Source organism: Longitalea arenae (assembly GCF_016924755.1).
GTDB lineage: Bacteria > Bacteroidota > Bacteroidia > Chitinophagales > Chitinophagaceae > Niastella > Niastella arenae.
The window spans coordinates 1-22,939 of record NZ_JAFFJX010000002.1; the positions used below are offsets into that span (position 1 = coordinate 1).

The 22,939-nt window shown below is 47.0% G+C and carries 17 protein-coding genes; 3 read left to right on the plus strand and 14 right to left on the minus strand.

The features are described from left to right. Positions 1 to 229 precede the first annotated feature (229 nt). Positions 230 to 394, minus strand: a complete 165-nt coding sequence (locus tag JT717_RS05080) for a DUF6728 family protein (RefSeq protein WP_205509120.1) — start codon at positions 392 to 394, stop codon at positions 230 to 232. 311 nt (positions 395 to 705) lie between these two features. Here JT717_RS05080 and JT717_RS05085 point away from each other — a divergent pair, with 311 nt between their 5' ends. Further along, positions 706 to 3,288, plus strand: a complete 2,583-nt coding sequence (locus JT717_RS05085) for a zinc-dependent metalloprotease (RefSeq protein WP_205509121.1) — start codon at positions 706 to 708, stop codon at positions 3,286 to 3,288. Between the two features lie 94 nt (positions 3,289 to 3,382). Here JT717_RS05085 and JT717_RS05090 read toward each other — a convergent pair whose 3' ends face one another. Together JT717_RS05090 and JT717_RS05095 are read right to left on the minus strand one after the other, a co-directional pair. Continuing rightward, a complete protein-coding gene (locus JT717_RS05090) occupies positions 3,383 to 3,844 on the minus strand; it encodes a hypothetical protein (RefSeq protein WP_205509122.1) in 462 nt (153 codons plus the stop codon). 767 nt (positions 3,845 to 4,611) lie between these two features. Beyond that, on the minus strand, positions 4,612 to 5,007 hold the full coding sequence (locus JT717_RS05095; RefSeq protein ID WP_205509123.1) for a group III truncated hemoglobin: 396 nt from the start codon (positions 5,005 to 5,007) through the stop codon (positions 4,612 to 4,614). Between the two features lie 345 nt (positions 5,008 to 5,352). Here JT717_RS05095 and JT717_RS05100 point away from each other — a divergent pair, with 345 nt between their 5' ends. Together JT717_RS05100 and JT717_RS05105 are read left to right on the plus strand one after the other, a co-directional pair. After that, on the plus strand, positions 5,353 to 5,913 hold the full coding sequence (locus JT717_RS05100; protein ID WP_205509124.1) for a YciE/YciF ferroxidase family protein: 561 nt from the start codon (positions 5,353 to 5,355) through the stop codon (positions 5,911 to 5,913). A gap of 240 nt (positions 5,914 to 6,153) precedes the next feature. After that, positions 6,154 to 7,632 carry an MFS transporter gene (locus JT717_RS05105; protein WP_369411692.1) on the plus strand — a complete coding sequence of 493 codons (1,479 nt, stop codon included), beginning with the start codon at positions 6,154 to 6,156 and terminating at the stop codon, positions 7,630 to 7,632. A gap of 111 nt (positions 7,633 to 7,743) precedes the next feature. Here the strand turns inward: JT717_RS05105 and JT717_RS05110 are convergent, their stop codons facing one another. From JT717_RS05110 to JT717_RS05160, 11 genes are all read right to left on the minus strand, one after another. Next, positions 7,744 to 9,105, minus strand: coding sequence for a chloride channel protein (locus tag JT717_RS05110; RefSeq protein WP_205509125.1), 1,362 nt, complete (start codon positions 9,103 to 9,105; stop codon positions 7,744 to 7,746). Positions 9,106 to 9,324: 219 nt separating this feature from the next. Further along, positions 9,325 to 10,092: a hypothetical protein gene (locus tag JT717_RS05115; RefSeq protein WP_205509126.1), complete on the minus strand. Its 768-nt coding sequence runs from the start codon at positions 10,090 to 10,092 to the stop codon at positions 9,325 to 9,327. A 261-nt stretch (positions 10,093 to 10,353) separates the two neighbouring features. Then, a complete protein-coding gene (locus JT717_RS05120; protein WP_205509127.1) occupies positions 10,354 to 10,629 on the minus strand; it encodes a zinc ribbon domain-containing protein in 276 nt (91 codons plus the stop codon). Between the two features lie 281 nt (positions 10,630 to 10,910). Then, on the minus strand, positions 10,911 to 12,242 hold the full coding sequence (locus JT717_RS05125; protein WP_205509128.1) for an MFS transporter: 1,332 nt from the start codon (positions 12,240 to 12,242) through the stop codon (positions 10,911 to 10,913). 62 nt (positions 12,243 to 12,304) lie between these two features. Further along, on the minus strand, positions 12,305 to 12,964 hold the full coding sequence (locus JT717_RS05130; protein WP_205509129.1) for a bifunctional 4-hydroxy-2-oxoglutarate aldolase/2-dehydro-3-deoxy-phosphogluconate aldolase: 660 nt from the start codon (positions 12,962 to 12,964) through the stop codon (positions 12,305 to 12,307). Next, the gene (locus JT717_RS05135; protein WP_205509130.1) at positions 12,964 to 13,971 is read right to left on the minus strand and encodes a sugar kinase; all 1,008 of its coding nucleotides are present in this window, start codon (positions 13,969 to 13,971) and stop codon (positions 12,964 to 12,966) included. Before JT717_RS05135 ends, JT717_RS05130 begins: the two co-directional genes overlap by 1 nt. Beyond that, positions 13,971 to 15,371 (minus strand): glucuronate isomerase, encoded by a 1,401-nt coding sequence (gene uxaC / locus JT717_RS05140; RefSeq protein WP_205509131.1) that lies wholly within the window; start codon positions 15,369 to 15,371, stop codon positions 13,971 to 13,973. Before uxaC ends, JT717_RS05135 begins: the two co-directional genes overlap by 1 nt. Before the next feature lie 87 nt (positions 15,372 to 15,458). Beyond that, positions 15,459 to 17,114, minus strand: a complete 1,656-nt coding sequence (locus tag JT717_RS05145; RefSeq protein WP_205509132.1) for a UxaA family hydrolase — start codon at positions 17,112 to 17,114, stop codon at positions 15,459 to 15,461. Further along, on the minus strand, positions 17,114 to 18,628 hold the full coding sequence (locus JT717_RS05150; RefSeq protein WP_205509133.1) for a tagaturonate reductase: 1,515 nt from the start codon (positions 18,626 to 18,628) through the stop codon (positions 17,114 to 17,116). Before JT717_RS05150 ends, JT717_RS05145 begins: the two co-directional genes overlap by 1 nt. Positions 18,629 to 18,817: 189 nt before the next feature. Next, the gene (locus tag JT717_RS05155; RefSeq protein ID WP_205509134.1) at positions 18,818 to 20,758 is read right to left on the minus strand and encodes a glycoside hydrolase family 88 protein; all 1,941 of its coding nucleotides are present in this window, start codon (positions 20,756 to 20,758) and stop codon (positions 18,818 to 18,820) included. A 135-nt stretch (positions 20,759 to 20,893) separates the two neighbouring features. Beyond that, positions 20,894 to 22,540: a glycoside hydrolase family 28 protein gene (locus JT717_RS05160; RefSeq protein WP_205509135.1), complete on the minus strand. Its 1,647-nt coding sequence runs from the start codon at positions 22,538 to 22,540 to the stop codon at positions 20,894 to 20,896. Between the last annotated feature and the right edge of the window lie 399 nt (positions 22,541 to 22,939).

Consider the following 22,939-nt stretch of genomic DNA (forward strand, 5'->3'; position numbering starts at 1 on the left):
GCTGTCCGGTAAAAAAGCTACCTTTACGCATGGCTATTTTTTGTTGTGGTAAACTAAAAATAACCAAAAGGAGGCCTCCGGCCTCCTTATTTATTCTATTTCTTGAGTCTTTTACCGGACACCAATGGTTCAAAGTTCTAAGTTCGAAGTTCTCAGTTCTCGAAGTTGGAAGTTCTTAGTTCGAAGTAAAGCTCAAAGCGGGTCGAGGTTTAAACCTCAAAGTTTATATTCAGGAACGGAGCAGCTTGATAATGATCACAATGATCGCTATCAGGAACATAAACAGCGAGATCCTGTTGATGCCATGCATATAGCGCATCCAGGGCGTGTGCGGCGCATTCGGATCGCGCTTCTTCAAATAAAAATATTCCTGTAATTGTCTCCATACTCCCATAAGCCAAAATTAATATGATAATGTGCTAATTAGCTAATTTGCTAATATGCTGATGAAAAAAAGCCCTGGCCTTTGTTATCACAAAATTACTTCATTTCATCAAGCCGGCAAATGATTGGGGGCAAGCCTGCCGGGGTTGTATCCAATTAGCACATTAGCTAATTAGCAAATCAACAAATCGGCTAATCAGCACGTTGGCATCGCCGTCAGACAGCCATGCAGTTAATCTATCCTTAAATTTCGGGCGTCCATCCCAAAAATTTCAACCAAGGAGAAACCATCTGTAAATTGAAATACCTAAAAACACATGTATGAAAAATTTCCTGAAGGTCCTGATTTTGTCGCCGGGTTTGCTGGTAATGGCAGCCCAAGCTCAGGACAAGAAGAAAGGAGCAGCTCCTATGCCTCCGCCCGTGACCGACAGTACTGCCAAACAGAAAAAACCTGCCGGTATTTCAGACAAAGTAAAAAGCAGCCGTAAATACGATGGCCTGTTCACCCTGTACCAGGATACGGCAACAGGCACCGTTCAACTATACGTAAAAAAAGACCAGCTGGGAAAAGAATATATCTACCAGAGCTTTTCCATCAATGGTCCCAACCAGCTGTATCTGAACCAGAGCATGCACCGCGCTACCCTGGTATTCAAGATTGAGAAAGCATTCGATAAACTGGAATTCTCCCGTGTGAATACCCGGTTCTGGTACGATCCCAAGAACCCGGTGAGCAAAACAGCGATGGTAGATAAACCGGAAGCCGTTTTCCTGGTAGAAAAAACCGTTGGCGAAGATGCAGATGGCTACCTGGTCAGCGCCGATGGCTTATTTATCAGTGAAAAACTCGATCCGGTGAAACCGTTGATGCCTATCGGCATTCCGCCTACGGCCATCTTTAACCTGGGCAATCTGAACCCCGCCAAATCGCGCTACACCAATCTTCGTTCTTTCCCCCATAACAGCGATATTGTTGTAGACCTGGCCTATGATAATCCCAGTCCGTATAACTCAGGTACTACCGACATTACCGATGCCCGTTATGTACGGGTACGCATGCAGCACAGCCTGATAGAGATGCCCAAAAATGATTTCCGCCCCCGCCGCGACGACCCGCGGATAGGTTATTTCTCGCAAATGGTGAACGACCAAACCAGCATCAGCCCGGTTCCCTACAAAGACCATATACACCGCTGGTTCCTGAAGAAAAAAGACCCGGGCGCCGAAATAAGCGAACCGGTTGAACCGATCGTATACTGGATAGAAAATACCACCCCGCATGAATATCGCCAAACCATCATCGATGCAGGGTTGAAATGGAATGAAGCCTTTGAAAAAGCCGGTTTTAAGAACGCCATTCAAATGAAGGTCATGCCCGATGATGCCGACTGGGATCCCGCTGATATCCGCTATAATGTGATCCGCTGGGTCTCTTCTGCACAACCCACGTATGGCGCCATCGGTCCCAGCTTTGTAAATCCGAAGACCGGACAGATCATTGGTGCCGACATTACGATTGAGTGGTTCTCCGGAAGCTCTACACCACTGCTGGATGAACTGTTCAAAACAACGGCTGCCGGCGGCGATCTGCATCTCCCGGGCATGGATCCGAACCATGCCGCTCATTGCACCCTGGCCGGCGAACTGAAAAGCCAGCTGCTCACGGGTATGACCGTGCTCGATGCCAGCGGCGCTTCCGCCAATGAAGTAAAAGAAATGCACAAGCAGTTCCTTACCTACCTCATCCTGCATGAAATGGGACATACACTGGGCCTGAACCATAATATGAAGGCCAGCCAGATGTTGTCGCCTGCCGAGATCAATAACACTGAGATCACCCATAAACTGGGCCTCATCGGTTCGGTAATGGATTATCCCGCCATCAATATCGCATTGGACAGAAGCAAACAGGGTGATTATTATACCACCAAGGCAGGGCCCTATGATATCTGGGCTATTCAATATGGTTATACGCAGTTCGATGAAGGCGAAGAAGCAGCCGGTTTAAAGAAGATCACCGCGCGCAGCACCGAACCGCAATTGGTGTTTGGCAATGATGGCGACGATATGCGGGCGCCCGGTAAAGCCATGGACCCGCGGGTAAATATCAACGAGCTTACCAGTGATGCCATCGGTTATGCCGAGGACCGCTTCAAGGTGGTGAACCAGACACTGGGCAAGCTGGTTGCGAAATATTCCAAAGAAGGACAATCGTATGCTGAGCTGCGCACCCGTTATGGTACCCTGATCGGGCAGCGCTACAGCATGGCATCTGCTTTAAGCCGGTATATTGGCGGCATTTATATCGATAGAAGTTATCCCGAACAGAAATCCGGTGTGAAACCTTATACCCCGGTGCCCCTGGCTACCCAAAAGCGGGCGATGGACATGCTGAACAAATATGTGTTTGCGCCCAACGCCTTTGACGGTGACGATGCGGTATTTGCTTATCTGCAGCCTCAACGCCGCGGCTTTACGCAGAACGGCTCAGGTGATGATTTTCGCATTACCGAGAACCTGATGATGATCCAAACCAGCGGCGCACTGTCGCACCTCCTGCATGGCGCCACTTTACAGCGTATTACCAATACCCGTTTATATGGCAACCAGTACAGCGTTGCCAGCATGCTGGGGGATCTGCAGAAAGGCATTTTCAATGCCGATATTGCAACCAATGTGAACATTTACCGCCAGTACCTGCAAACGTATTTTGTACGGCAACTGGTAGCCATGATCGATCCCAAAACGCAACAGTTCGATGATGTGGCAAAAGCAGCAGCCCTGTACACGCTGAAAAAGATCAAAACACAATTGGGCACTGCGGTTTCGGCGAATGAAGAAACAAAAGCCCACCGCACAAACCTCTTATTCCTGATCAACAACGGGCTGGATAATAAATAGAATTCGGCAAGAACATTTTATAGTGCAAAAGAAAGCCCTGACGATCCTGTCAGGGCTTTTTTATTGAGAACATCAAATCAACACAAGCCTGAATTTACCTGAAGAACCTTGCCAGGGGTAAACTTTTTTTATTGCGGTTCATTATTGTTTTTAGTCCTTTTTCAATGGTTTGCACTTTTTCAGTGGGATCTTCTTCATGCAGGGCGATCGACAGATCGCAATACCCGCTCTCCATGTTAAATGTCATAATAAGTACGATCACTTTTTGCCCCCAGAAATTAAATGCATTGTTATGCACCAGTTCCACCGACACTTCTTCCACATGCTCATCGAATACTTCATACCCGTATTCATCAATGGAGCGTAATTGTTCTTTGTTGTTTGTTCGCTGGATGGTAATGGTAATGAATGGGCTTAGCGGCTTATCTTTTCCTTTTTCCAGATTAAGCAGCAGAATGCGTGGAATGTTGCGGTTGATGTACCCTTCAACCCGTTGGATCAATGCTTTGTCAATGTTGTAGGGCCCGAGGTGTTTTTGCAGACTGTGACGTGGCATAGCGCATTAGTTTAGTAGTAAAAATTAATTGCTATGCTAATAATCAGAGTGCCTTTTCACATTAAATGTAAACAAGATTTGTCAACTGCCAAAAATTAAAAACCCTTAGGAAAGGCGCAAGACTAAAGGCGGAAGGCTAAACGCAGCATGCAATGAGGGCGGATGGGCGCTACACGTTATGCTGAACGAACAGACCATCGGTAACCAGTAAACAATTAGGGTGTTTTAGGTAACTGGTTTAACGCTACGTACTACCTTGTATAAGCGGTTAAACAATACGGCGAATCTACACAAAGAGGCCAGCCGAAATTTGCAAAGCGCCTGTTTGCGGTTGTACTTTTACATCAGCAAGCAAATGATCATAGAAAGTGCTAAGCTCTGAAATCCTGAAACCCTGACAAAACGCAAAAGGCTTTAGCTGAAAGCTACACGCTGAAGGCCCGAAGCGAAAGCCGAAAACCGGACCCTATATTGAAATCGAGTCCCTTGAAAACCAATCGCAAGATGCATAACCTGAACAGAAAACGGCTGCTGGTGGCTGGAACATGCGAAACCAGCTTTGATCCTTACCCTTATGCATTGCGCGTACATCGTACCCTTGGAGTTCCCAACCTAAGCCCGTTTTATTCCGAAACCCTATGAGCTATTGATCCGTCCCTGATCCGATCCAGATCCAATGAAATCCGTACAACCCGCCTTTTGGAACCACCCAAAAGAGACTGTCCTTCTCCGCCAGCTGGCGGGGGAGGATTTTTTTATGTACCTGCTTACATAATGGACCTGGGATCATTGGAAGGCGTCACCTTTATAAGCATCATGGTGGCAATGGAACGGGCGCGCTGTTTAATGATCTCGGCCTTTTCCCCGACAAAGAGTTCATCAACGGTTGCCAGGAACAGCTCCTGCCAACGGTCAAAATGCGCCTTGTTCAGCGGCGATCTCTGGTGCAGTTCTGCATGCACCTGCATGGGATTGCCCTTGAAGCCACCGGTTTGAAAGAGGATATTCTCCCAAAAATCATACATCCTGGGTAAATGCTGTTCCCAGTTCACCTGTGCTATATCATTGAACAGGTAGCCGATCGTTTCATCGGCCTGCACCTTGCTATAAAATGAATTTACCAGTAATTGAATGTCGGTTCTGTCTGTAATGTCTTTTTTCATAAATTGTCATGATGTGTTGCCGGGCCTGCTTTGCTTATCTTATTGATTGCCAAATAAGTTTTAAGTACAGCCTAATTGTATGAGATGGTCCACCATATAAACACCTGAACAGCATCCCTGGTTTGCCTGCGCAGGATATAAACCATTACACAATGCTCCCCCAAAATAAAAGCAAAGAAAACAGTTCTGGGATGATCCTGCTCATATGGTGTAATTCATTGTTTACAAGTAACCAACATTGATCCACAATTTTCGGGGGTATAATAATTGCAACCTTAGCACGCAAGCACTGTTAAAAGAAATTAAACCCTCCCCTTTTTTATAATATTATTTAAATACGTTGTTATGGCTATTCAAACTAATGCAGGTTCGCAAACGTCTCCCCGTTCTTCGGTTATGCCCGATTCAAAATTGCATCAATTCTTTTTACAACAATTACAGGATGTGTACTGGGCAGAAAAGAAACTGGTAAAAACTTTACCCAAACTGTCAGATGCAGCTACATCGCCCCGCTTAAAACAAGCATTTAACGATCACCTTGAGCAAACCATAAATCATGTAACCCGGCTTGAGAATATTTTCGGTTTACTGAACGAAGAGCCGCGGGCTTTGAAATGCCCTGCCATGTCAGGGATCGTTGAAGAAGGTTCAGATATCATCGATGAAACTGATGAAGGCAGTGCCCAAAGGGATGTGGGTTTGATTTTTGCAGCACAAAAAGCAGAGCACTATGAGATAGCTACCTACGGGGGCCTGGTGACGTTAGCCCGTACGATGGGACATGATGATGTGGCTGAACTGTTGGATCAAACTTTGTCAGAAGAAAAAGTAACCGACAACTTACTTACCAAAATTGCCGAAGAAGATGCCAATGTGAAAGCGAGCACAGAAAAATACGAAAATTAATTATAGATCGAAAGATCAACCCAACCAATTAGTAGTCGGCGATAAAATATAAAGGCTGTTTAATGTCTTTATTTTATGAAGCCATTTGCCGCAGGCGAATGGCTTCTTTTTATTTGCGTTAAAGGATTTATAAATATTCGTTTATGTCATAATAAGGGAGAATAAGTAAAGTCCTGTTAATAATATCCACAATTATAATGCGTTTCTAATATGAGCACTAATTTTGTATTCCATTAAGCTGTGATAAAACTTCAACCATCTGATCAATTAACCAATGCCCAGATAAAGACCGGGTTGCATTTGATCTTAAAGGATGGCCTGGCAACAGAGACCATGAGCACTCTTACTGCAGGCACTTTCCTCGTAGCCATTGCTTTATACATGGGCGCTTCCAATGTTCAGATAGGTATTCTGGCAGCCCTTCCTACTTTCACCAATATATTTCAGCTGGTATCGGTTTGGCTGGTTCAACGTTTTAATAACCGGCGCACCATCACCGTCATTGGCGCCTTTTTCGGCCGCATTCCTCTACTGGTCATAGGAACACTGCCTTTATTGTTCTCCGCCAGCGCGAGCGTATCGGCCCTTATTTACATCCTGTCGTTCCAGTACCTGTTCGCTTCCATTGCCGGCGGCAGCTGGCATTCATGGATGCGCGACCTCATTCCTCAACAGATCCTGGGCAGCTATTTTTCGCACCGCAGCCGCCTCATGCAGATCCTGAATGTTACCCTCAGCCTGCTCATTGCCATGAGTATTGATTACATCAAGGAACATCATCCTGCACATGAGATCACGGCTTATTGCTGCATGTTCATCATCAGCGGTGTTACCGGCATGTGGGGCGTATATGCCCTTGCCCGCACCCCTGAACCAAAGTCGAAACCCATCAACGATAATATTGTAAAGCTCTTCAGCAAACCGCTTACGGTTCCCAATTTCAGGAAACTGCTAGTCTTTAATTCCTGCTGGATCTTTGCCTTCAACCTGGTTACACCTTTCTTCTCGGTGTATATGATGAAAACGATGGGACTGCCCCTCGTGTATGTTATCAGTTTGAACATTGTTAGTCAGCTAAGCAGCATTACCTCCATAAAATTATGGGGCCGGTGTTCAGACCGGTTCAGCAATAAGACCATCATTCGCATTTGTGCGCCGGTGTATACCGGCTGCCTCATGGCCTGGTCGGTTGTAGGCATTATGAGCCCAGCTGTATTGTTTCCGGTACTGGTGATCATGCACATGCTGATGGGCGCCTCCAACGCAGGCATTACGCTGGCCCTGCAAAATATAGGCTTAAAGCTGGCGCCGGCAGAAGAAGGTATTGTATACCTGGTTACCAAGAATATTGTAACAGCTGTTTTTTCTGCTACCGCTCCCCTCGCCGGTGGTTTACTGGCCGACTTCTTCACCAGCCATTTTGTAATTGATCTCTTTGGCCGCGGCCAGTGGAATTTATTATTTATGACGGGCGCAGCCGCTGGTGTTTTGTCATTGAAGCTGTTGAGGTCGGTTCAGGAAAATGGAGAACGGGATAAAAAACTATTGGTTGCCGAATTACAGCATACCTTCAAAAAGAAACTACGCAACCGGCATCAGCTGTCATTGCTGCGCCGTTGGTTCTACCATAGATCGGCTGTCGTCTTTAAAAAAGGCATTTCCTTCGATTTCGATAACCTCATTCAATACAAGGGCTGGAGCGATAAGAAAAATAACTAGTAGCTAGTGGCTAGTGGGAAGACACCCTCATATTACCGGCTCGCTACTTGTTTGATCATACGCTTTGTGCTGAAAGCAGGAAATGCCATGCAATGTGCTTACAGCCATTTACTATTTACTACCGGCTTCCTCATGATGTGCATCATGGATGTATGTCATTTTCAAATGATCATAGAATGAATGCCTGTCGACCAGATAAGCGACCAGACTGGCCACCATACCGGCCAGCATCAGGTGAAATATAACATTGTGCCGGTCAGTCATTTCAAGCACCAGGATGGCAGAAGTAAATGGGGTGCGCGTTACGCCGGTCAAAAAACCCACCATACCCGCCAGTATCAGCAGGTTTACATTGGAGCCTGTTACCTGGAACCATTCGCCCATCACCGCACCAATACTGGCGCCGGCCGTTAAGGCGGGAGCAAATACCCCACCGGCAGCCCCGGTTGTAAATGATAATATGGGGCCCAGGATCCTGATCAATGGCATATACCAGGGCAGATGTTTATCATTGGTAAACAAAACATGGGTCATGATCTCTTTGCCAGATCCCAATACATGGGCGCCTGCGAACCAGGCCATCGCCGCGATCACCAGGGCGCATGCGATTATGTACAACACCCTTTTGGGTACCGACGCCAGGGATCTTGTCCATTTCATGATATTCAATATCACCCGGGCCATGCCGCTGCCTAATAAGCCGGTGACGATACCCACAGCAATGACCCCGAAGAAGATATACCCCGATAAATTGCTTACATCTGGATAACCGAGGTATAAATAGGGACCCAGTATAGCCTGTGCAGTTAAACCGGCAATGATCACCGCGGTAAACAGGGCTGTTTTGAAATAACTTATATGCGTACGGGTCACTTCTTCCATGGCAAACACCACTCCACCAAGAGGCGTATTAAAAGCCGCCGCCAGACCGGCCGCAGCGCCCGCCTTGATCATATTCCGTTTCGATATCCTGGGCCACCAGCAAGGCAGTAACTGGTTAATGGTCCTGAATACCGAGCCGGCAATTTGAATGGTGGGACCTTCACGCCCCACTACGCCACCGCCGAACACCATGATAATGCTCGATACTATTTTAACTATGATGATTCGTACGCTCAGCAGTTTTTTTACTTTGTCGACATAGCGCGGTGTGGCCAGTTCTACTGCTGCAATCACCTGGGGAATACCGCTTCCACGGGCATTCGGGGCTAATTTATACACGAGCCACCAGGCAATAACAAAACAAACCGGCATCACAATGAACAACCATCGTATATCGTGGTGTATTAGCCAGGCGGTTCCCATTTCGGCCCATGAAAATAATTTGGCATAAAGCACGGCAATAAGCCCTGTTATCACAGATGCGATCCAGAAGGGAATGGCCTGTAAAAGATTGTTCTTGAAATTTTCATTGTGCAACCGGTCATAGATCCGTTTCAGGCGGTTGCGCAGCACATGAATAAATTGCTTCATAGTTTATAAACAGCCTGGCATTGAACGACAATACCCAATGGTGGTCGGTTCCATTTGAGGGTGGTATTGTTTGGCAAGAGAAGCTATGGGCAAAAGGTCACAGGCTTAATTGACGCAAAGATACACGGGTGGGCCACACCGGAGATTAGAATTGGATTAGTAGGTTGATGAAATGGCAAGTCGCTAGATGCCAGTAGCAAGTGGCGAGTGGCTACCCGCTTAAAAACTGAGTGCAAGCCCGGCCATTACATTTACCTCCGCCAGCCGGTATTTGATCTTCTCTGTTCTGGGTGGAACCGGATTGGGCGAGAACGGAAAGGTAAACGTATATTCTTTGGCGGTGGTTGCATTGAAAGAGTTTAGATCAAGCAGCAGATGCAGTTTTTTGTTCAGCTGGTATTTGACCCCCAGGCTTACCTGGTAACAAAAAGCCCAGTTCAGGGAGTTCTCACCGGTGCTGCCGGCATAGGAACTGCCATTCTGTTCATTATAGGCAGTGAAGCTATAGCCGGGAACAGCGGTTTTACAGGCGCCGGCCGTTATTTTTGTTTGCAGCACCAGGTCTTCCTCCATGGTCAAGGGAGTGACCAGGAAAGCACCGGCCAATAATTTCAGCATCTTCCAGCTTTTCGCGTCAACCGCTGCATGGGATGCCGTCGGCGCGCCCATTGCACCGGTACTTTCTTTGATAAAATTTTCATATCCCGATCCATCCTGCGCATGTATGCTGTAGCCTGGCGACAGCAGCAAGCCAAAATTTTCACCTAAATAATAGCCCACTGCAGCCTGGAGGTTAAGCCCTGTTTTGGCCAAACCCGCAGGTTCATCATCTTCCAGTACACTTTTATAGTTTTTGTCACCGAATTTGCCAATGGGAAAAGAGGGACCAATACTCAGCTCTACAAACAAGTTGGATTCTTTCTCCTGTGCATGCGCCAGGATAGTGAGTAACAGAAAGCCGGTTAACAGGAATGGTGTTTTTTTCATTGTGGTAATTGAAAATGATGGCGCATTAGCGATCCTATACGCCTTCACTATATTACACACAAGATAAAAAATAAACCCGAGCCGATGCCTATGGCTAGCCGGTCCCGGGCATTGGTGCCGGAAACAAAACTCCTGCAAGCAATACCTTTTCAGGTATTGCACAAACAAGTTGGTCGCCGCTCGTTAAGGAACAGCCAATAAAATTCGCGGGTTAAGATTGCAATAGATCAATGTTCATAAAAACGCCCTGCTGAAGGTATATTATTCAACAGCAAGGGGATGTGATTTCCAGCGCTCCAGTTTGTGTATGTTACGGGTATAAAAGCCGGTCAGGAAACCAGGAAAGCCAACCTCTTTTAATTTACCTTTTACCCGTTCCTTCATATCATCAACTGTAATGTTACGCACTGTAAATTTCCCATCCTGAAAACAGTGACTGCAATACATCGTGCTTCTGGTGCCATCCGCATGGGTGCCACCAGTATCCCGTTTCATAGGCATACCGCAGGATTGACAGCATTTGTAGGCTCTTTCCATAACAGTCGATTTAGATTATTTCTAATTTACAAAATTCTTCTATACGACGATCAATAAACGACATTAGAATCCAAATTTTTCGAATTATTCGAATCCATGGGGCGCAATTTGCCCTTAATGTGGCTATTTTACGCATTTTTTATGGCCGAACGACAAAAACGAATAGCAGCACTTTAATGCGTTCTGGTGAGCATCACCCTAGGCTAAATGGATTTAAAAAGAAAACGGGGAAGAACCGTTTTTACCGGTCTCTTCCCCGTTCGAATTTTATATAAGTTCTTTTAAATTTCTACTCTTCTTTCTCTTGGCACCAGGAAGTGCATGATCAACCAGGCCAGTAAGTAAGCGCCGCCGCATACGGCAAACATGATATAATACGCTATTTCAATTTTACCAATGCTGCGATAATGCACAAACAAATTCTTCTGTACGGCAGCAGATAACAAAATACCGCCAACAGCACCGAACATACCACCGATACCGGTTACAGAACCCGTTGTATGTTTGGGGAACATATCACTTACAGTTGTGAAGATATTAGCGCTCCAGGCCTGGTGAGCGGAAGCAGCAATTCCAATAATGATTACTGCAAACCACATATCAACACTACCCGCCAGCTGCGCAAAGATGATGGGAATAACAAAGAATGCATAGATCAGCATCGAAGTCTTCCTGGCTCTGTAGGTTGGCCAGCCGCTATTGATGAACTTCATAGGCAGCCATCCGCCGAATACACTGCCAATAGTAGACATAGTATACACAACAGCAACTGGTAATGATACCGCTGTTCCTTTCAACCCATATTCACTGCCCAGGAAATCGGGTAACCAGAAGAGATAGAACCACCAGATAGGATCGGTGAGTAATTTACCAATGGCAAATGCCCAGGTTTGTCTATAGGTAAGCAATTTTGCCCATGATACGCTGGGTTTTACCTGCTCCAGGGCCGGGGCTTCATCCCTGTCGCTATGAATATATTCAAACTCAGGCTTTGATAATCTCTTTTGCTTTTTGGGAATTTCATAATACATAAACCAGAGGATCAGCCAGAAAAAACCCAGCGCACCGGTAATGATAAAAGCCCATTCCCAGCCTAATTTTGCTTCAATCAGGGGAACTGCAATAGGCGCAGCAATAGCGCCCACATTGGCGCCGGAATTAAATATCCCTGTTGCCAATGCGCGTTCTTTCTTTGGGAACCATTCCGCCACCGTTTTAATGGCTGCGGGAAAATTACCGGCTTCAAAAACACCCAGAAAAGCGCGGGCAACGCCAAATCCAAACACCGTATTAACGGCAGCGTGCGCTACGGCGGCGGCGCTCCATAAAAAGGTAGCGACCGCATAACCGATCTTGGTGCCCATCTTATCTATTACCCGGCCGGCAAGCAATAAACCAATGGCATATGCAATTTTAAAGGCGATCTCCACATTGGCATAATCGCCATCATCCCATCCCAGCTTTGTGGTAAAAGTATTCTTTAATAAACTGATAACGGCGCGGTCGAGGTAGTTGATCGTGGTGGCAAAAAACACCAAACCACATATCGTCCACCGGTATTTTCCAATGGATTCCTGGATGCCGGGTCCTTTTTCTTTCGCTATAGCTTGCATATCAGTCCTTTTAAGGGAGAAAGACGTGCTTCATCATATGAACGTGGCACGTCTTTTCGATTTTATTGAATGTTAATTAGTATTTCCTGTACAACTTTCGTCAGCCTCGTGAGCTCATCGTATTGTTTTTCCTGCAGGATCTTTTTAGTGATCAGTTTGCTGCCCATACCAACGGCCACCACGCCCGCATCGAACCACTCTTTAATGTTCTCAGCAGTGGTATCAACACCCCCTGTAGGCATGAACAATAAACCGGGGAACAATTCCTTAATAGCTGAAATATAAGAAGGACCCACTACACTGCCCGGAAAGATCTTCACCATTTTGGCGCCATTCATCTCTGCCGTGAAGATCTCCGTAGGCGTTAAACAACCAGGGATCCATACAAGCCCGGCATCCTGCACCACTTTGGCAACCGGCGGGTAAACCACCGGACTAATAATAAAATCAGCACCGGCTTTAATGAACCGTTCTGCATCTTCCACGGTTTTTACCGTACCAATGCCCAGGAGCATGCCGGGCATGCTTTCGTTTACGATGGTACGCATGGCCTTGAAATTGGCTACGGCTTCCGCGCCCCGGTTGGTATACTCCACCGCCCTTATACCGGCCTGGTACAATGCTTTCAATACATCAATGCTTACTTGTACATCCTTATGAAAGTACAGGGGCAGCATTTTCTGCTGCCTGATCTGTACGATTATATCTTGTTGATTCTTCATTACTTTTTTATAGATGCTTTTATTTCTTCAACCGTTTTATTGGTAGCGTCGCCCTTGATGAACAGTTTTTGAAAAGCGGCTGCCGTGGCGAACTCAAGGATCTCCTGCGGCGCTTGCTTTTTGTAATAACCGTAGATCAAACCAGCCATATAACAATCGCCACTACCTACTTTATCTATTACGGTTTCGGTTGTATATACCTGCGAAACATGCAGTTGCTCATTGGCATATAAGGTGGTATAATATACAATCCCTTTATGATCGAAGCGGAAGGTATTTGCTACTGCTTTACAGCGGGGGTATTGTTTAATGATCTGTTTTGAGGTGATCAGCGCCTGCTCCAGGTACTTTTCCTTCGTATCTGTGCTCACCAGGTCGGGATGCACCGGGATCTGTAACATTTTTTCGGCCGCCCACACATTCCCCATGATCACATCACAGTAAGGCGCCAGCCGCATCATAACTTCATGCACCGGTACGCCGTATTGCCAAAGCTTCGCGCGATAGTTGAGGTCAATAGAAACGGTAATTCCTTTTTTATTGCATACCTGCATTACTTCGGCACATACATCGGCGGCATCGGCATTCAGGGCCGGACAAATAGCACTCAAATGGAACCAGCTAACGCCTTCGAGTAAGGCATCCCAGTTGATGGTGCCTTTTTGCAGCCGGGCAAATGATGAATCGGCCCGGTCGTAAATAACGCCGGCATTTTTTACATCCAGTCCCTGCGGCAGGTAATAGATGCCCACCCGCTGGCCACCATATTGAATGGCCGAGGTATCGATCTTCCATTCCTGCAGCTTTTTGACCAATTGTTGCGACAGATAATTATCAGGTAACCCTGTGCAATACTTCACCGGTATGTTCCAAAGGGCCAGCGCCCGGGCAACATTCAGTTCGGCGCCGCCTACGTGCACGGGCATCGATGCATTTGCCAACCACTGGCCTTCCGTATCGGGTGATAAACGGAGCAGGAGCTCTCCAAAGCTTAAAACATTGCCCATTACCAGTTGAAGTAGTTTTTAGCGTTGTTAAAACAAATATCCTGGATCACTTTTCCTATCCAGTCGAGATCAGCAGGTAATTCGCCATTTTCTATATCATCTCCAAACATGTTGCACAGCAGGCGCCTGAAATATTCGTGGCGGGGGTATGAAAGGAAACTTCTTGAATCGGTCAACATACCTACGAACTTGCTCAGCAATCCCATATTTGAAAGGGCATTGATCTGTTTGGTCATACCGTCTTTCTGATCGAGGAACCACCAGCCGGAACCAAACTGGATCTTTCCTGCTACGCTGCCGTCGTTAAAGTTACCGATCATGGTAGCCATCAGCTCATTATCGGCAGGGTTCAGGTTATACATAATGGTTTTTGCGAGCTGGTCTTCCGTATCGAGTTTGTTCAGGAATTTCGAGAGCTGGCGTCCTTGCGAGAAGTCACCAATAGAATCCCAACCGGTATCGGGACCCAGTCTTTTCAGCATGCGGCTGTTGTTATTGCGCAGCGCGCCGAGGTGGTATTGTTGTACCCAGCCTTTTTCCCAATCCCATCTTGCAAATTCAACCAGCATGGCCGATTTGAATTTCAGGTTCTCCTCAATCGACAATTCTTTTCCGCTTCTTATTTTGGCGAAGGCGTTTTTGATCTCGGTCTCAGTATAGTCTTCGGCATAGATCTGCTCGAGGCCATGATCGCTCACTGAACAACTCATGGTGGCAAAAAAATCGTGGCGTTTTTTTAACGCTGCCAGGTAATCGCTATAACTACCGATGGAGGTATTGGCTGCTGCTTCCACCTTTGCCACATAAGCATTAAAGGCCGCGGCATCGTCTACATTCATGGCCTTGTCGGGACGGAATGCGGGTAATATTTTTATCTCAAAGCCATCTTCCTTGATCTTCTTATGATACTCGAGGTTATCGACAGGATCATCGGTGGTGCACACCACTTTTACATTCATCCTGCGCAGCAGGCCGCGAACCGAGTATTCTTTTGTTTGCAGTTTGGCGGTAGCTTCATCGTATACCTTCCTGGCTGTTCTGCCATCGAGGATCTCGGTTATTCCGAAATAACGTTGCAGTTCGAGGTGCGTCCAGTGATATAAAGGATTACGTAAGGTGTAAGGAACAGTTTCTGCCCATTTTTCAAACTTCTCATAATCGCTTTTACTGCCGGTAATGTATTCTTCATTCACCCCGTTGGTACGCATGGCGCGCCATTTGTAATGGTCGCCATATAACCAGATCTGGGTCAGGTTCTCAAACCGGGTATCATTGGCTATCTGGTCGGGCGGCAAATGACAATGATAATCTATTATGGGCATTTGTTTGGCAAACTCATGGTACAGTTTCTGGGCGGTAGGCGTTTGCAATAAGAAATGCTCGTCAATAAACTTTTTCATGGTGAATGGTGAATGGTCAATGGTGAATAGCCCGCGGCTATTCACCATTTCCATCTATTATTTAATATTTTGGATTCAAACCTCAAATTAAAGCGATACGCCGCGTTTCCACGGAATGAAATCATCCTGGCCATGACGAACGGCGCTCACCTCCAGTTCACCGCTGGCCACTTTGATCACATAATCGAGTATGCGCTCACCCGCCTGCTCGATGGTCTCTTCACCTTCGATGATGGTGCCGGTGTTGATATCAATTATATCGCGCATTTTATTATATAAAGCGGTATTGCTCGATAATTTAATAACCGGTGCAATGGGGTTGCCGGTTGGGGTACCCAGGCCTGTAGTGAACAGCACTACGTTGGCGCCGCTGGCTACTTCGGCCGTGGTTGATTCCACATCATTCCCCGGCGTGCACAGCAGGTTCAAACCGGGTTTGGTTACTTTTTCAGGATAATCGAGTACATCGGTCACCGGTGATGTACCGCCTTTTTTGGCGGCGCCGGCCGACTTAATAGCATCGGTAATGAGACCGTCTTTGATATTACCCGGAGAAGGGTTCATATCAAAACCACTGCCTACGGCAACAGCCCGGGCATTATAGGTCTTCATCAGGTGTGAGAAGCGTTTGGCGATATCCACCTGTACGCAGCGGTCGCTCAAGCCCTGTTCAACACCACAGAGCTCAGGAAATTCAGAAAGAATAACTGAACCGCCCAAACCCACCAGCAGATCTGATGTATAACCGATGGCCGGATTGGCTGAAATACCGGAGAAACCATCACTGCCACCGCACTCGAGCCCGATGCAGAGCTTGCTCAGCGGTGCCGGTTCGCGTTTGGTTTGATTGGCCAGGATGAGCCCTGCAAATGTATGTTTGATAGCAGCGGCCAGCAGATCAGATTCTAGCCCGATCTTCTGTTGCTCCAGAATATACAATGGCTTGCTGAAATTGGCATCGCGCTTTTTGATCTCTTCTTCGAGAATGGAAACCTGTGCGTTCTGGCAGCCCAGGCTCAGTACCGTGGCGCCGGCGCAGTTCGGGTGTGTGATGTAACCGGCGAGCAAACCGCACAATGCCTGCGCATCCTGCCGGGTTCCGCCACAACCGCCTTCATGGTTCAGGAATTTGATACCGTCAACGTTCGGGAATAAACGCGTTGCGTTCTCTTCTTCGGCACTTGTACGTATATCAGCACTCAGAATGTCTTCAACACTTTTACCGGTCTTGTACAGCTCGATGAGCTGTTGAGCCTGGTATTTATATTTTTTATTCCGGCCATAACCCAGGTCGCGCACCAGGGATTCCTGTAATACGTCGAGGTTGCGGTTTTCGCAGAATACCATGGGAATAACCAGCCAATAGTTTGCTGTACCTACCTCACCGTTCGGGCGATGATAACCCATAAAGGTGCGGCCGGCAAACCTCGATACATCGGGCTTTTTCCACTCGGTATTGCGCTGGGGACTGATCTCGAAATCGTTGGCTGCGTGTTTTACGTTGGCGGTTGAAATAAGACCGCCTTTTTTAATGGGTGACTGGGCTTTTCCAACCAATACTCCATACATGATGATGGAGTCGCCTGCATTCAGGTCAGTGGCTACAAATTTGTGTTTTGCAGTAATATCTTCCTGCAGGGTATAATCCTGGCCATTCAGGGATACTGTTTCACCTTTTGATAAGTTGGTGAGTGCTACCACCAAATTATCATCTTCATGAACTTTTAAGACCTTTTTCTTCATTACGCCAATACTTTTTTGGTCTGATGTGTTTGAATTGTTTTAGCAACGCCGGCTTCCAGCAATGAAGCCATATTGTCTTTTACTGCCTGGGCAAAGCCCGGGATGGCGCTCAGGTCGGCACCCCACAGGGAAGTATCGGCCAGTACTTCATCGGCCAGTTGGGCCGGTTTCAGCTTGCTCCATTTTTCAAAGAAATAAGCGGCAAAATCGTCCTGGATCAGGTATTCTTTTCCCTGCCATTCACCGTAAAATTTATCCTGTTTTTTATTTACGGGCTTCAAAAATAACAGATAAGCAGCAAATCCCAGAGCAATATTCTCGGGCACTGTTTTTATCCGTTCTGCATATGTCAGGATCACAGGTACATTACGCATTTTCATCTTAGAAGTGTATTGCATGGTAATGTTGATCCAGTGGTGCTCGATATTCGGGTTGGCGAAACGATCCAGTACTTTATTGCCAAAGGTTTGGGAAACGCCGTGCTCTACATTGTAAGGAATGCCGGTCGCTATTTCATTTAACATTAATTGCGAGATAAATGTTTGCATGCCGGCATCGTCCATCGCCTGCTTAACGGTGCCAAAACCACCCAGGTATGCCAGTCCGCACGATAAAGTATGCGTACCATTCAACATACGTAATTTCAGTTCTCTGAAGAGGTTGATATCGGGAGCGATCACAACGCCTTCGTCAACCGAAGCAAACGTAAGCACCGATTTAATGTGCTCGCCGCCTTCAATGGCCCAGAGGCGGTACACTTCAGACATAGTGAGCAGTTCGTCTTTATAACCGAACTGTTTTTCCAGCTGTTCGCGGGTTGCGGCATCGGGTTTACCGGGTACGATGCGGTCAACCAGGGAGCTGCAGAAATAGTTGCAGTTCTCGAGCCATTGGATGAAATTATCGTCGAGGCCGTTCAGATGGGCCAGTTCAAGCACAATTGATTCCAGCTTTTTACCATTGTCGGGGATCAGCTCGGTAGGCACGATCACCATACCGCTCTGGCGGCTGCCGTCGAATGCTTTATACCGCTCCAGGAGGAAAGCCAGCAATTTGCCGGGAAAAGAAACAGGCGGCAGGCGGTGAATATCGTCCTGTACCAGCTGAATGCCTACTTCGGTGGTATTGGAAATGATGATCTGCATGTTAGGGTTATGGGCACATTGCAGAATTTCGCTCCATTCGTCTTTAGCGCTCAATACGCGGCTGATAGAGGAGTTGATGATATTCTCTTCTATTTTTTTACCGCCTTCCAGTCCGCGAACGCATAAAGTATATAATCCATCCTGTTTATCAAATGCGGAAGAATCGCTGTCGGTTGATTTAACAACCACCACCCGGCCATTGAATACGCCCCGGCGATTGGCTTTGTCGATAAAATAATCGGGTAAACCGCGTAACAATACGCCTGTACCGAATTGCAGCACTTTTTCAGGAAGATCAAAAACCGATTCAGCAGGCGTTTCTATATCCTGCGCACTGATATTTTTCAGGTTATACCTCGAAAGGATCATACACTACGCGTTTAATTTTTATAAATCTTTATTTAGATGATCAATTTTTACGTTCTGTGAAAAAACCGCCGGCCGGCTGCCGGCATGCCACCACAAGATGCATAATAAATTCAGGCGGGCTGTCCTGCACTTACCTTTAACCCGTTTGCCTGTGCTTATCCAGTGCGCTGACAACCAGCGGGTAAAATATTACTTCTTCGGTGCCTGCAAAAGCAGCCATTTGGCTAATTCATAAGCTGCTTTGGCATTTTCATACTCCGCGGGTATTTTACGGCCATCGGTGTACTCGTTATACAGCCAGGGATCGCCTACCGCGAATACAGTTCCCTTACCGTATTTGGCCACTGCCATCACCACATCGCTCTCTGCTTTCACTACCGGGCGGGCAGGCGCCTTGGTCTCAATGATGCTGATCTCCTTCAGGTAGGTCTTTTTCGTTTGTTTAAAGATCTCATTGCCGGGTGCAATGGGCACAGCTCCTGTTTCGTACTGATCGCCTTTTACAAAATTGCGGCCCCGGTTGCTGAAATGAATACCAAAGGTATTGGCCAGTTTGTTGAAATGTGCCAGGTCGCAATTGACACTGTCATTGGCCATCAATACCAGTACGCCGCCTTTTTTCACCCAGTCGCTGATCACCTTCACGTGGCTCTCCTCCACATAATTGGGGTTCTTGTTATCTTTTAAACCATCGGGGTCAACAATAATATAAACATCCGATTTGGCGAGATTGCTTGCGGTGGGCGCAGCTTCCAGGGTATTGAGTTTGGCGCCATAGCTGCTGAAAATATCGCCCAGGTAGCTGAACCCGTTATAGCTCATTTCATTCCAGGTATAATGGGTTGGATACTGGAAACCATTCAGGTTCTTTTTATCCTCGTGGTTAAAATAGTAATCAAGGGTTACGGTCTTGCCCTTACCTGGCATCTCGGCAGGCATGTTCTCCATTTCGGCGCCGGCCAGCAGGTAAGCGCCCACGCCCTTCCAGTCGTTCACGATCACCGGCTCGCGCATATAATATTCAAAGCTGCCGTCGCGGTAGGGATTACCACCCAGGCCCGAAACTTTTACAGTGCCTTTCAACTGCACCTGGCCTTCTGCATTCTTGTCGACAAATGTTTTCAGAATGCCGGCGTAGCCCTTTTGGGCATTGGACCAGTAGCTGGCCGGCAGGTAACCTTTACGAATGCCTTTGGCGATGGTATATACGAGCATGGCGGAGGCCGATGCTTCGAGGTAATTCTTTGGCCGGGTAGGCAGGTCAACCACATCGTACCACAGGCCGGTCTTCGCGTCCTGCACTTTGGTAACGGCTTTGGTGAACCGGTTGAGGATGCCAATGATGGTATCGCGGCCGGGGTGGTTAGCGGGGAAATAATCCAGCACATCCACCATCGCCATTCCGTACCAGCCCAGGGCGCGGCCCCAGAAATGCGGTGAGGTACCGGTTTGTTTATTCGCCCATTGCTGTTCCTTCGATTCATCCCAGCCATGGTACAGGAGGCCGGTCTTGGGATCACGGGTATTCCTTTCTATATTGGCGAACTGGCGGGTAATATCATTGAAGACGGTATCTTCTCCAAACAACATGGCATATTCGGCATAAAAGGGCTGGCCCATATACAAACCATCGAGCCATACCTGCCAGGGATAGATCTTCTTGTGCCAGAAACCGCCCTGTTTGGTGCGGGGGTGGGTTTGTAACTGCGCGCGTAAATGGTCTGCCGCTTTTTTATACTTGGGTTTTTCTGTTACGCGGTATAACAATAATAAGAGCTTGCCATTATTAACGTGGTCGATATTGTATTCGTCGGCTTCGTATCCGCGGATATTGCCTTCCTCATCTACCCAGGCGTCCATGCTTTTCTGAATGTATTTGAAGTAGGAGGCATCACCGGTCGCTTTCCATAAAGCTTCCATGCCTTTTAAAACCACGCCCATATCGTAGCTCCATTTGCCTGGTTTTTTGGCGGCGGAATCACTCCACCAGCTCATGACCGAAGCGGCCATGCCCTGCGACCAGTTCATTTTATTGGATGAACCCGGGGCGGAGGCGGCCGTTCCCTGCTGGGCGAAGGCGTTTATTGAAACGGCACTGCTAATGACAAACAATACGTGTGAAATCTTCATGGTTATATTTTTGAACAGGTTTCAAGTTACAGGTTCCAGGTTTCAGGGCTTGCAGTTTTTAAGGGCCCTGCAACCCCGCTTTGCGGGGCAGGCCCTGGAACCTGTAACAGCCATTTATTTAATAAAGTCCCATACTTACTTAATTGTTACATTTTGTTCAGAAGCGCCAAATTCATACAAAATCTTTTCTTTGGCTTTCGAAGCATCGGTGTTCTGGATGCTGATCTTTTTGGTTCTGTCGCCGGCCACCCTGAACAATAATTCTGCATCCTTTTTATAAGTAAGTTTATCAAAGGTGAGATTATCGCTGTTAATGATATCTACTACCGGTTTGGTTTCAGCGCTCAGGATCTTGATATTTTTTAAAGTGATGCCTGATGCTTCCTGGATATCGATGCCTTTGTCGGCTTCCAGCACCATATTTTCGAGGTGCACATTTTTTACATGCATTTCTGGTACCCCGCGAATGAAGATGCCTTTGGCTGCCCCGTTGCATACCACGTTCTTTATAACAAAGTTCTGGAACTGCGGTGTGGTCTCATTTACCGGCAGGGTTTCCACCTTTGGCAGTTCGCGTTTTTCACCGGCCAGCGCAACGGGGTCTACCGACATATAATACATATCGAACAGAATGGCTTCACCGGGAATATTGATCATTTGAATGTCGTTGATGTAAATATTCTCTACAATGCCGCCCCGGCCGCGGGTTGTTTTAAAGCGAAGACCAATATCGGTGCCGATAAATGTACAGTTGCTGACCCACATATTGCGGGCGCCGCCGCTCATTTCGCTGCCGATCACAAAACCGCCATGGGCGTGGTATACTTTACAATCGCGGATGATCACATTTTCAGTAGGCATGCCTCTTTCTCTTCCCCAATGGTCGCGGCCGCTTTTGATACAAAGGCCATCGTCGCCTACATCAAATACTGAATTTTCGATCAGTACATTCTTACAGCTTTCCACATCGATGCCATCGCCATTTTGGGCAAACCAGGGATTCAATACAGTAACATTCCGTACGGTAAGATCTTCACTCATGAGCGGATGTAAACACCAGGCTGCAGAGTTCTGAAAGGTTACGCCTTCGAGCAGGATCTTTTTGCATTTGGTAATAACCACCAGGTTGGGGCGCAGGAAATCTTTGATGCTTTTATAGAATTCCGGTGTTTTATCTTTTGTGATCTCGCCGGGGTTCTTCATTTTAGTGGGTTTCAGCCATTGCTCCGAGGGATACCATGATCTGCCATCCTCGCTCACCACACCGCCCTGCGATATCCATTTTTTCCACTGGCTTTCGGTAAGCTTCTCTTTTCTTACCTGGCGCCAGGCTTCGCCACCGCCGTCGATGACGCCATAACCGGTAATGCCGATATTGGTTGCATTGGTAGCTGAAATGGGCGACTGGTTGCGCATTTGCGGTAAGCCTTCCCAATTGCCTTCTACCAGCGGGTATTGATCTTTATCCTTGGTGAATTGTACAAGCGCGCCTTTTTTCAGGTGCAGGTTCACATTGCTTTTTAATACCACAGGCCCTGTAAGCCATAATCCGGCAGGTATAACTACTACCCCACCGCCTTTTTTGTTACAGGCATCGATAGCATCGTTGATGGCTTTTGTATTCAGCGTTTGGCCATCGGGTACTGCTCCGAATTTAGTAATGTAGGTGGAATCCTTTTTGAAACTTGTCTGTTGAATAACCGGCAATTTGCCCTGGGCAAATACATCCGAAGAACAGGTCATTAATCCAATTACTGCTGCTGCTTTAAACCAATTGTTCATTACAAATTGTTTACTTCAATGAATTTAAAATGTACGGTTTGCCCCGCAGAACCCAAAGGATGATTTAACATTTTGTGCGTGTACCTGCAGTAGTTTGGAAAAGGTAAAATCATGCAATCTGCGCGTTGCAAGGCAATCGTCCCAAAGATGTAAGTTACAGGCTACAAGTTGCAGGCTGTCCCCTCATTCAACGGGACAGGCGCTGAAACTTGCAACCTGTAACCTTAATACCTGTTTTTCAGCGGCAAGTGTACACAGATATTTAAACCCACCGAAACGAATAAGGAATTTTATTTACGCAAACGTTACCGGCAACGATAACATACCAGACGGGAAATAAAATGCTGGCAATCAACGTAAATTACCCAGAACCATACCCCTTTACGCGACTGCCAGCAA

Excerpts from the sequence above, each read along its gene's own strand:
- JT717_RS05080 (WP_205509120.1), bottom strand. The coding sequence starts at position 394 with ATGGGAGTATGGAGACAATTACAGGAATATTTTTATTTGAAGAAGCGC.
- JT717_RS05085 (WP_205509121.1), top strand. The coding sequence starts at position 706 with ATGAAAAATTTCCTGAAGGTCCTGATTTTGTCGCCGGGTTTGCTGGTA.
- JT717_RS05090 (WP_205509122.1), bottom strand. The coding sequence starts at position 3,844 with ATGCCACGTCACAGTCTGCAAAAACACCTCGGGCCCTACAACATTGAC.
- JT717_RS05095 (WP_205509123.1), bottom strand. The coding sequence starts at position 5,007 with ATGAAAAAAGACATTACAGACAGAACCGACATTCAATTACTGGTAAAT.
- JT717_RS05100 (WP_205509124.1), top strand. The coding sequence starts at position 5,353 with ATGGCTATTCAAACTAATGCAGGTTCGCAAACGTCTCCCCGTTCTTCG.
- JT717_RS05110 (WP_205509125.1), bottom strand. The coding sequence starts at position 9,105 with ATGAAGCAATTTATTCATGTGCTGCGCAACCGCCTGAAACGGATCTAT.
- JT717_RS05115 (WP_205509126.1), bottom strand. The coding sequence starts at position 10,092 with ATGAAAAAAACACCATTCCTGTTAACCGGCTTTCTGTTACTCACTATC.
- JT717_RS05120 (WP_205509127.1), bottom strand. The coding sequence starts at position 10,629 with ATGGAAAGAGCCTACAAATGCTGTCAATCCTGCGGTATGCCTATGAAA.
- JT717_RS05125 (WP_205509128.1), bottom strand. The coding sequence starts at position 12,242 with ATGCAAGCTATAGCGAAAGAAAAAGGACCCGGCATCCAGGAATCCATT.
- JT717_RS05130 (WP_205509129.1), bottom strand. The coding sequence starts at position 12,964 with ATGAAGAATCAACAAGATATAATCGTACAGATCAGGCAGCAGAAAATG.
- JT717_RS05135 (WP_205509130.1), bottom strand. The coding sequence starts at position 13,971 with ATGGGCAATGTTTTAAGCTTTGGAGAGCTCCTGCTCCGTTTATCACCC.
- uxaC (WP_205509131.1), bottom strand. The coding sequence starts at position 15,371 with ATGAAAAAGTTTATTGACGAGCATTTCTTATTGCAAACGCCTACCGCC.
- JT717_RS05145 (WP_205509132.1), bottom strand. The coding sequence starts at position 17,114 with ATGAAGAAAAAGGTCTTAAAAGTTCATGAAGATGATAATTTGGTGGTA.
- JT717_RS05150 (WP_205509133.1), bottom strand. The coding sequence starts at position 18,628 with ATGATCCTTTCGAGGTATAACCTGAAAAATATCAGTGCGCAGGATATA.
- JT717_RS05155 (WP_205509134.1), bottom strand. The coding sequence starts at position 20,758 with ATGAAGATTTCACACGTATTGTTTGTCATTAGCAGTGCCGTTTCAATA.
- JT717_RS05160 (WP_205509135.1), bottom strand. The coding sequence starts at position 22,540 with ATGAACAATTGGTTTAAAGCAGCAGCAGTAATTGGATTAATGACCTGT.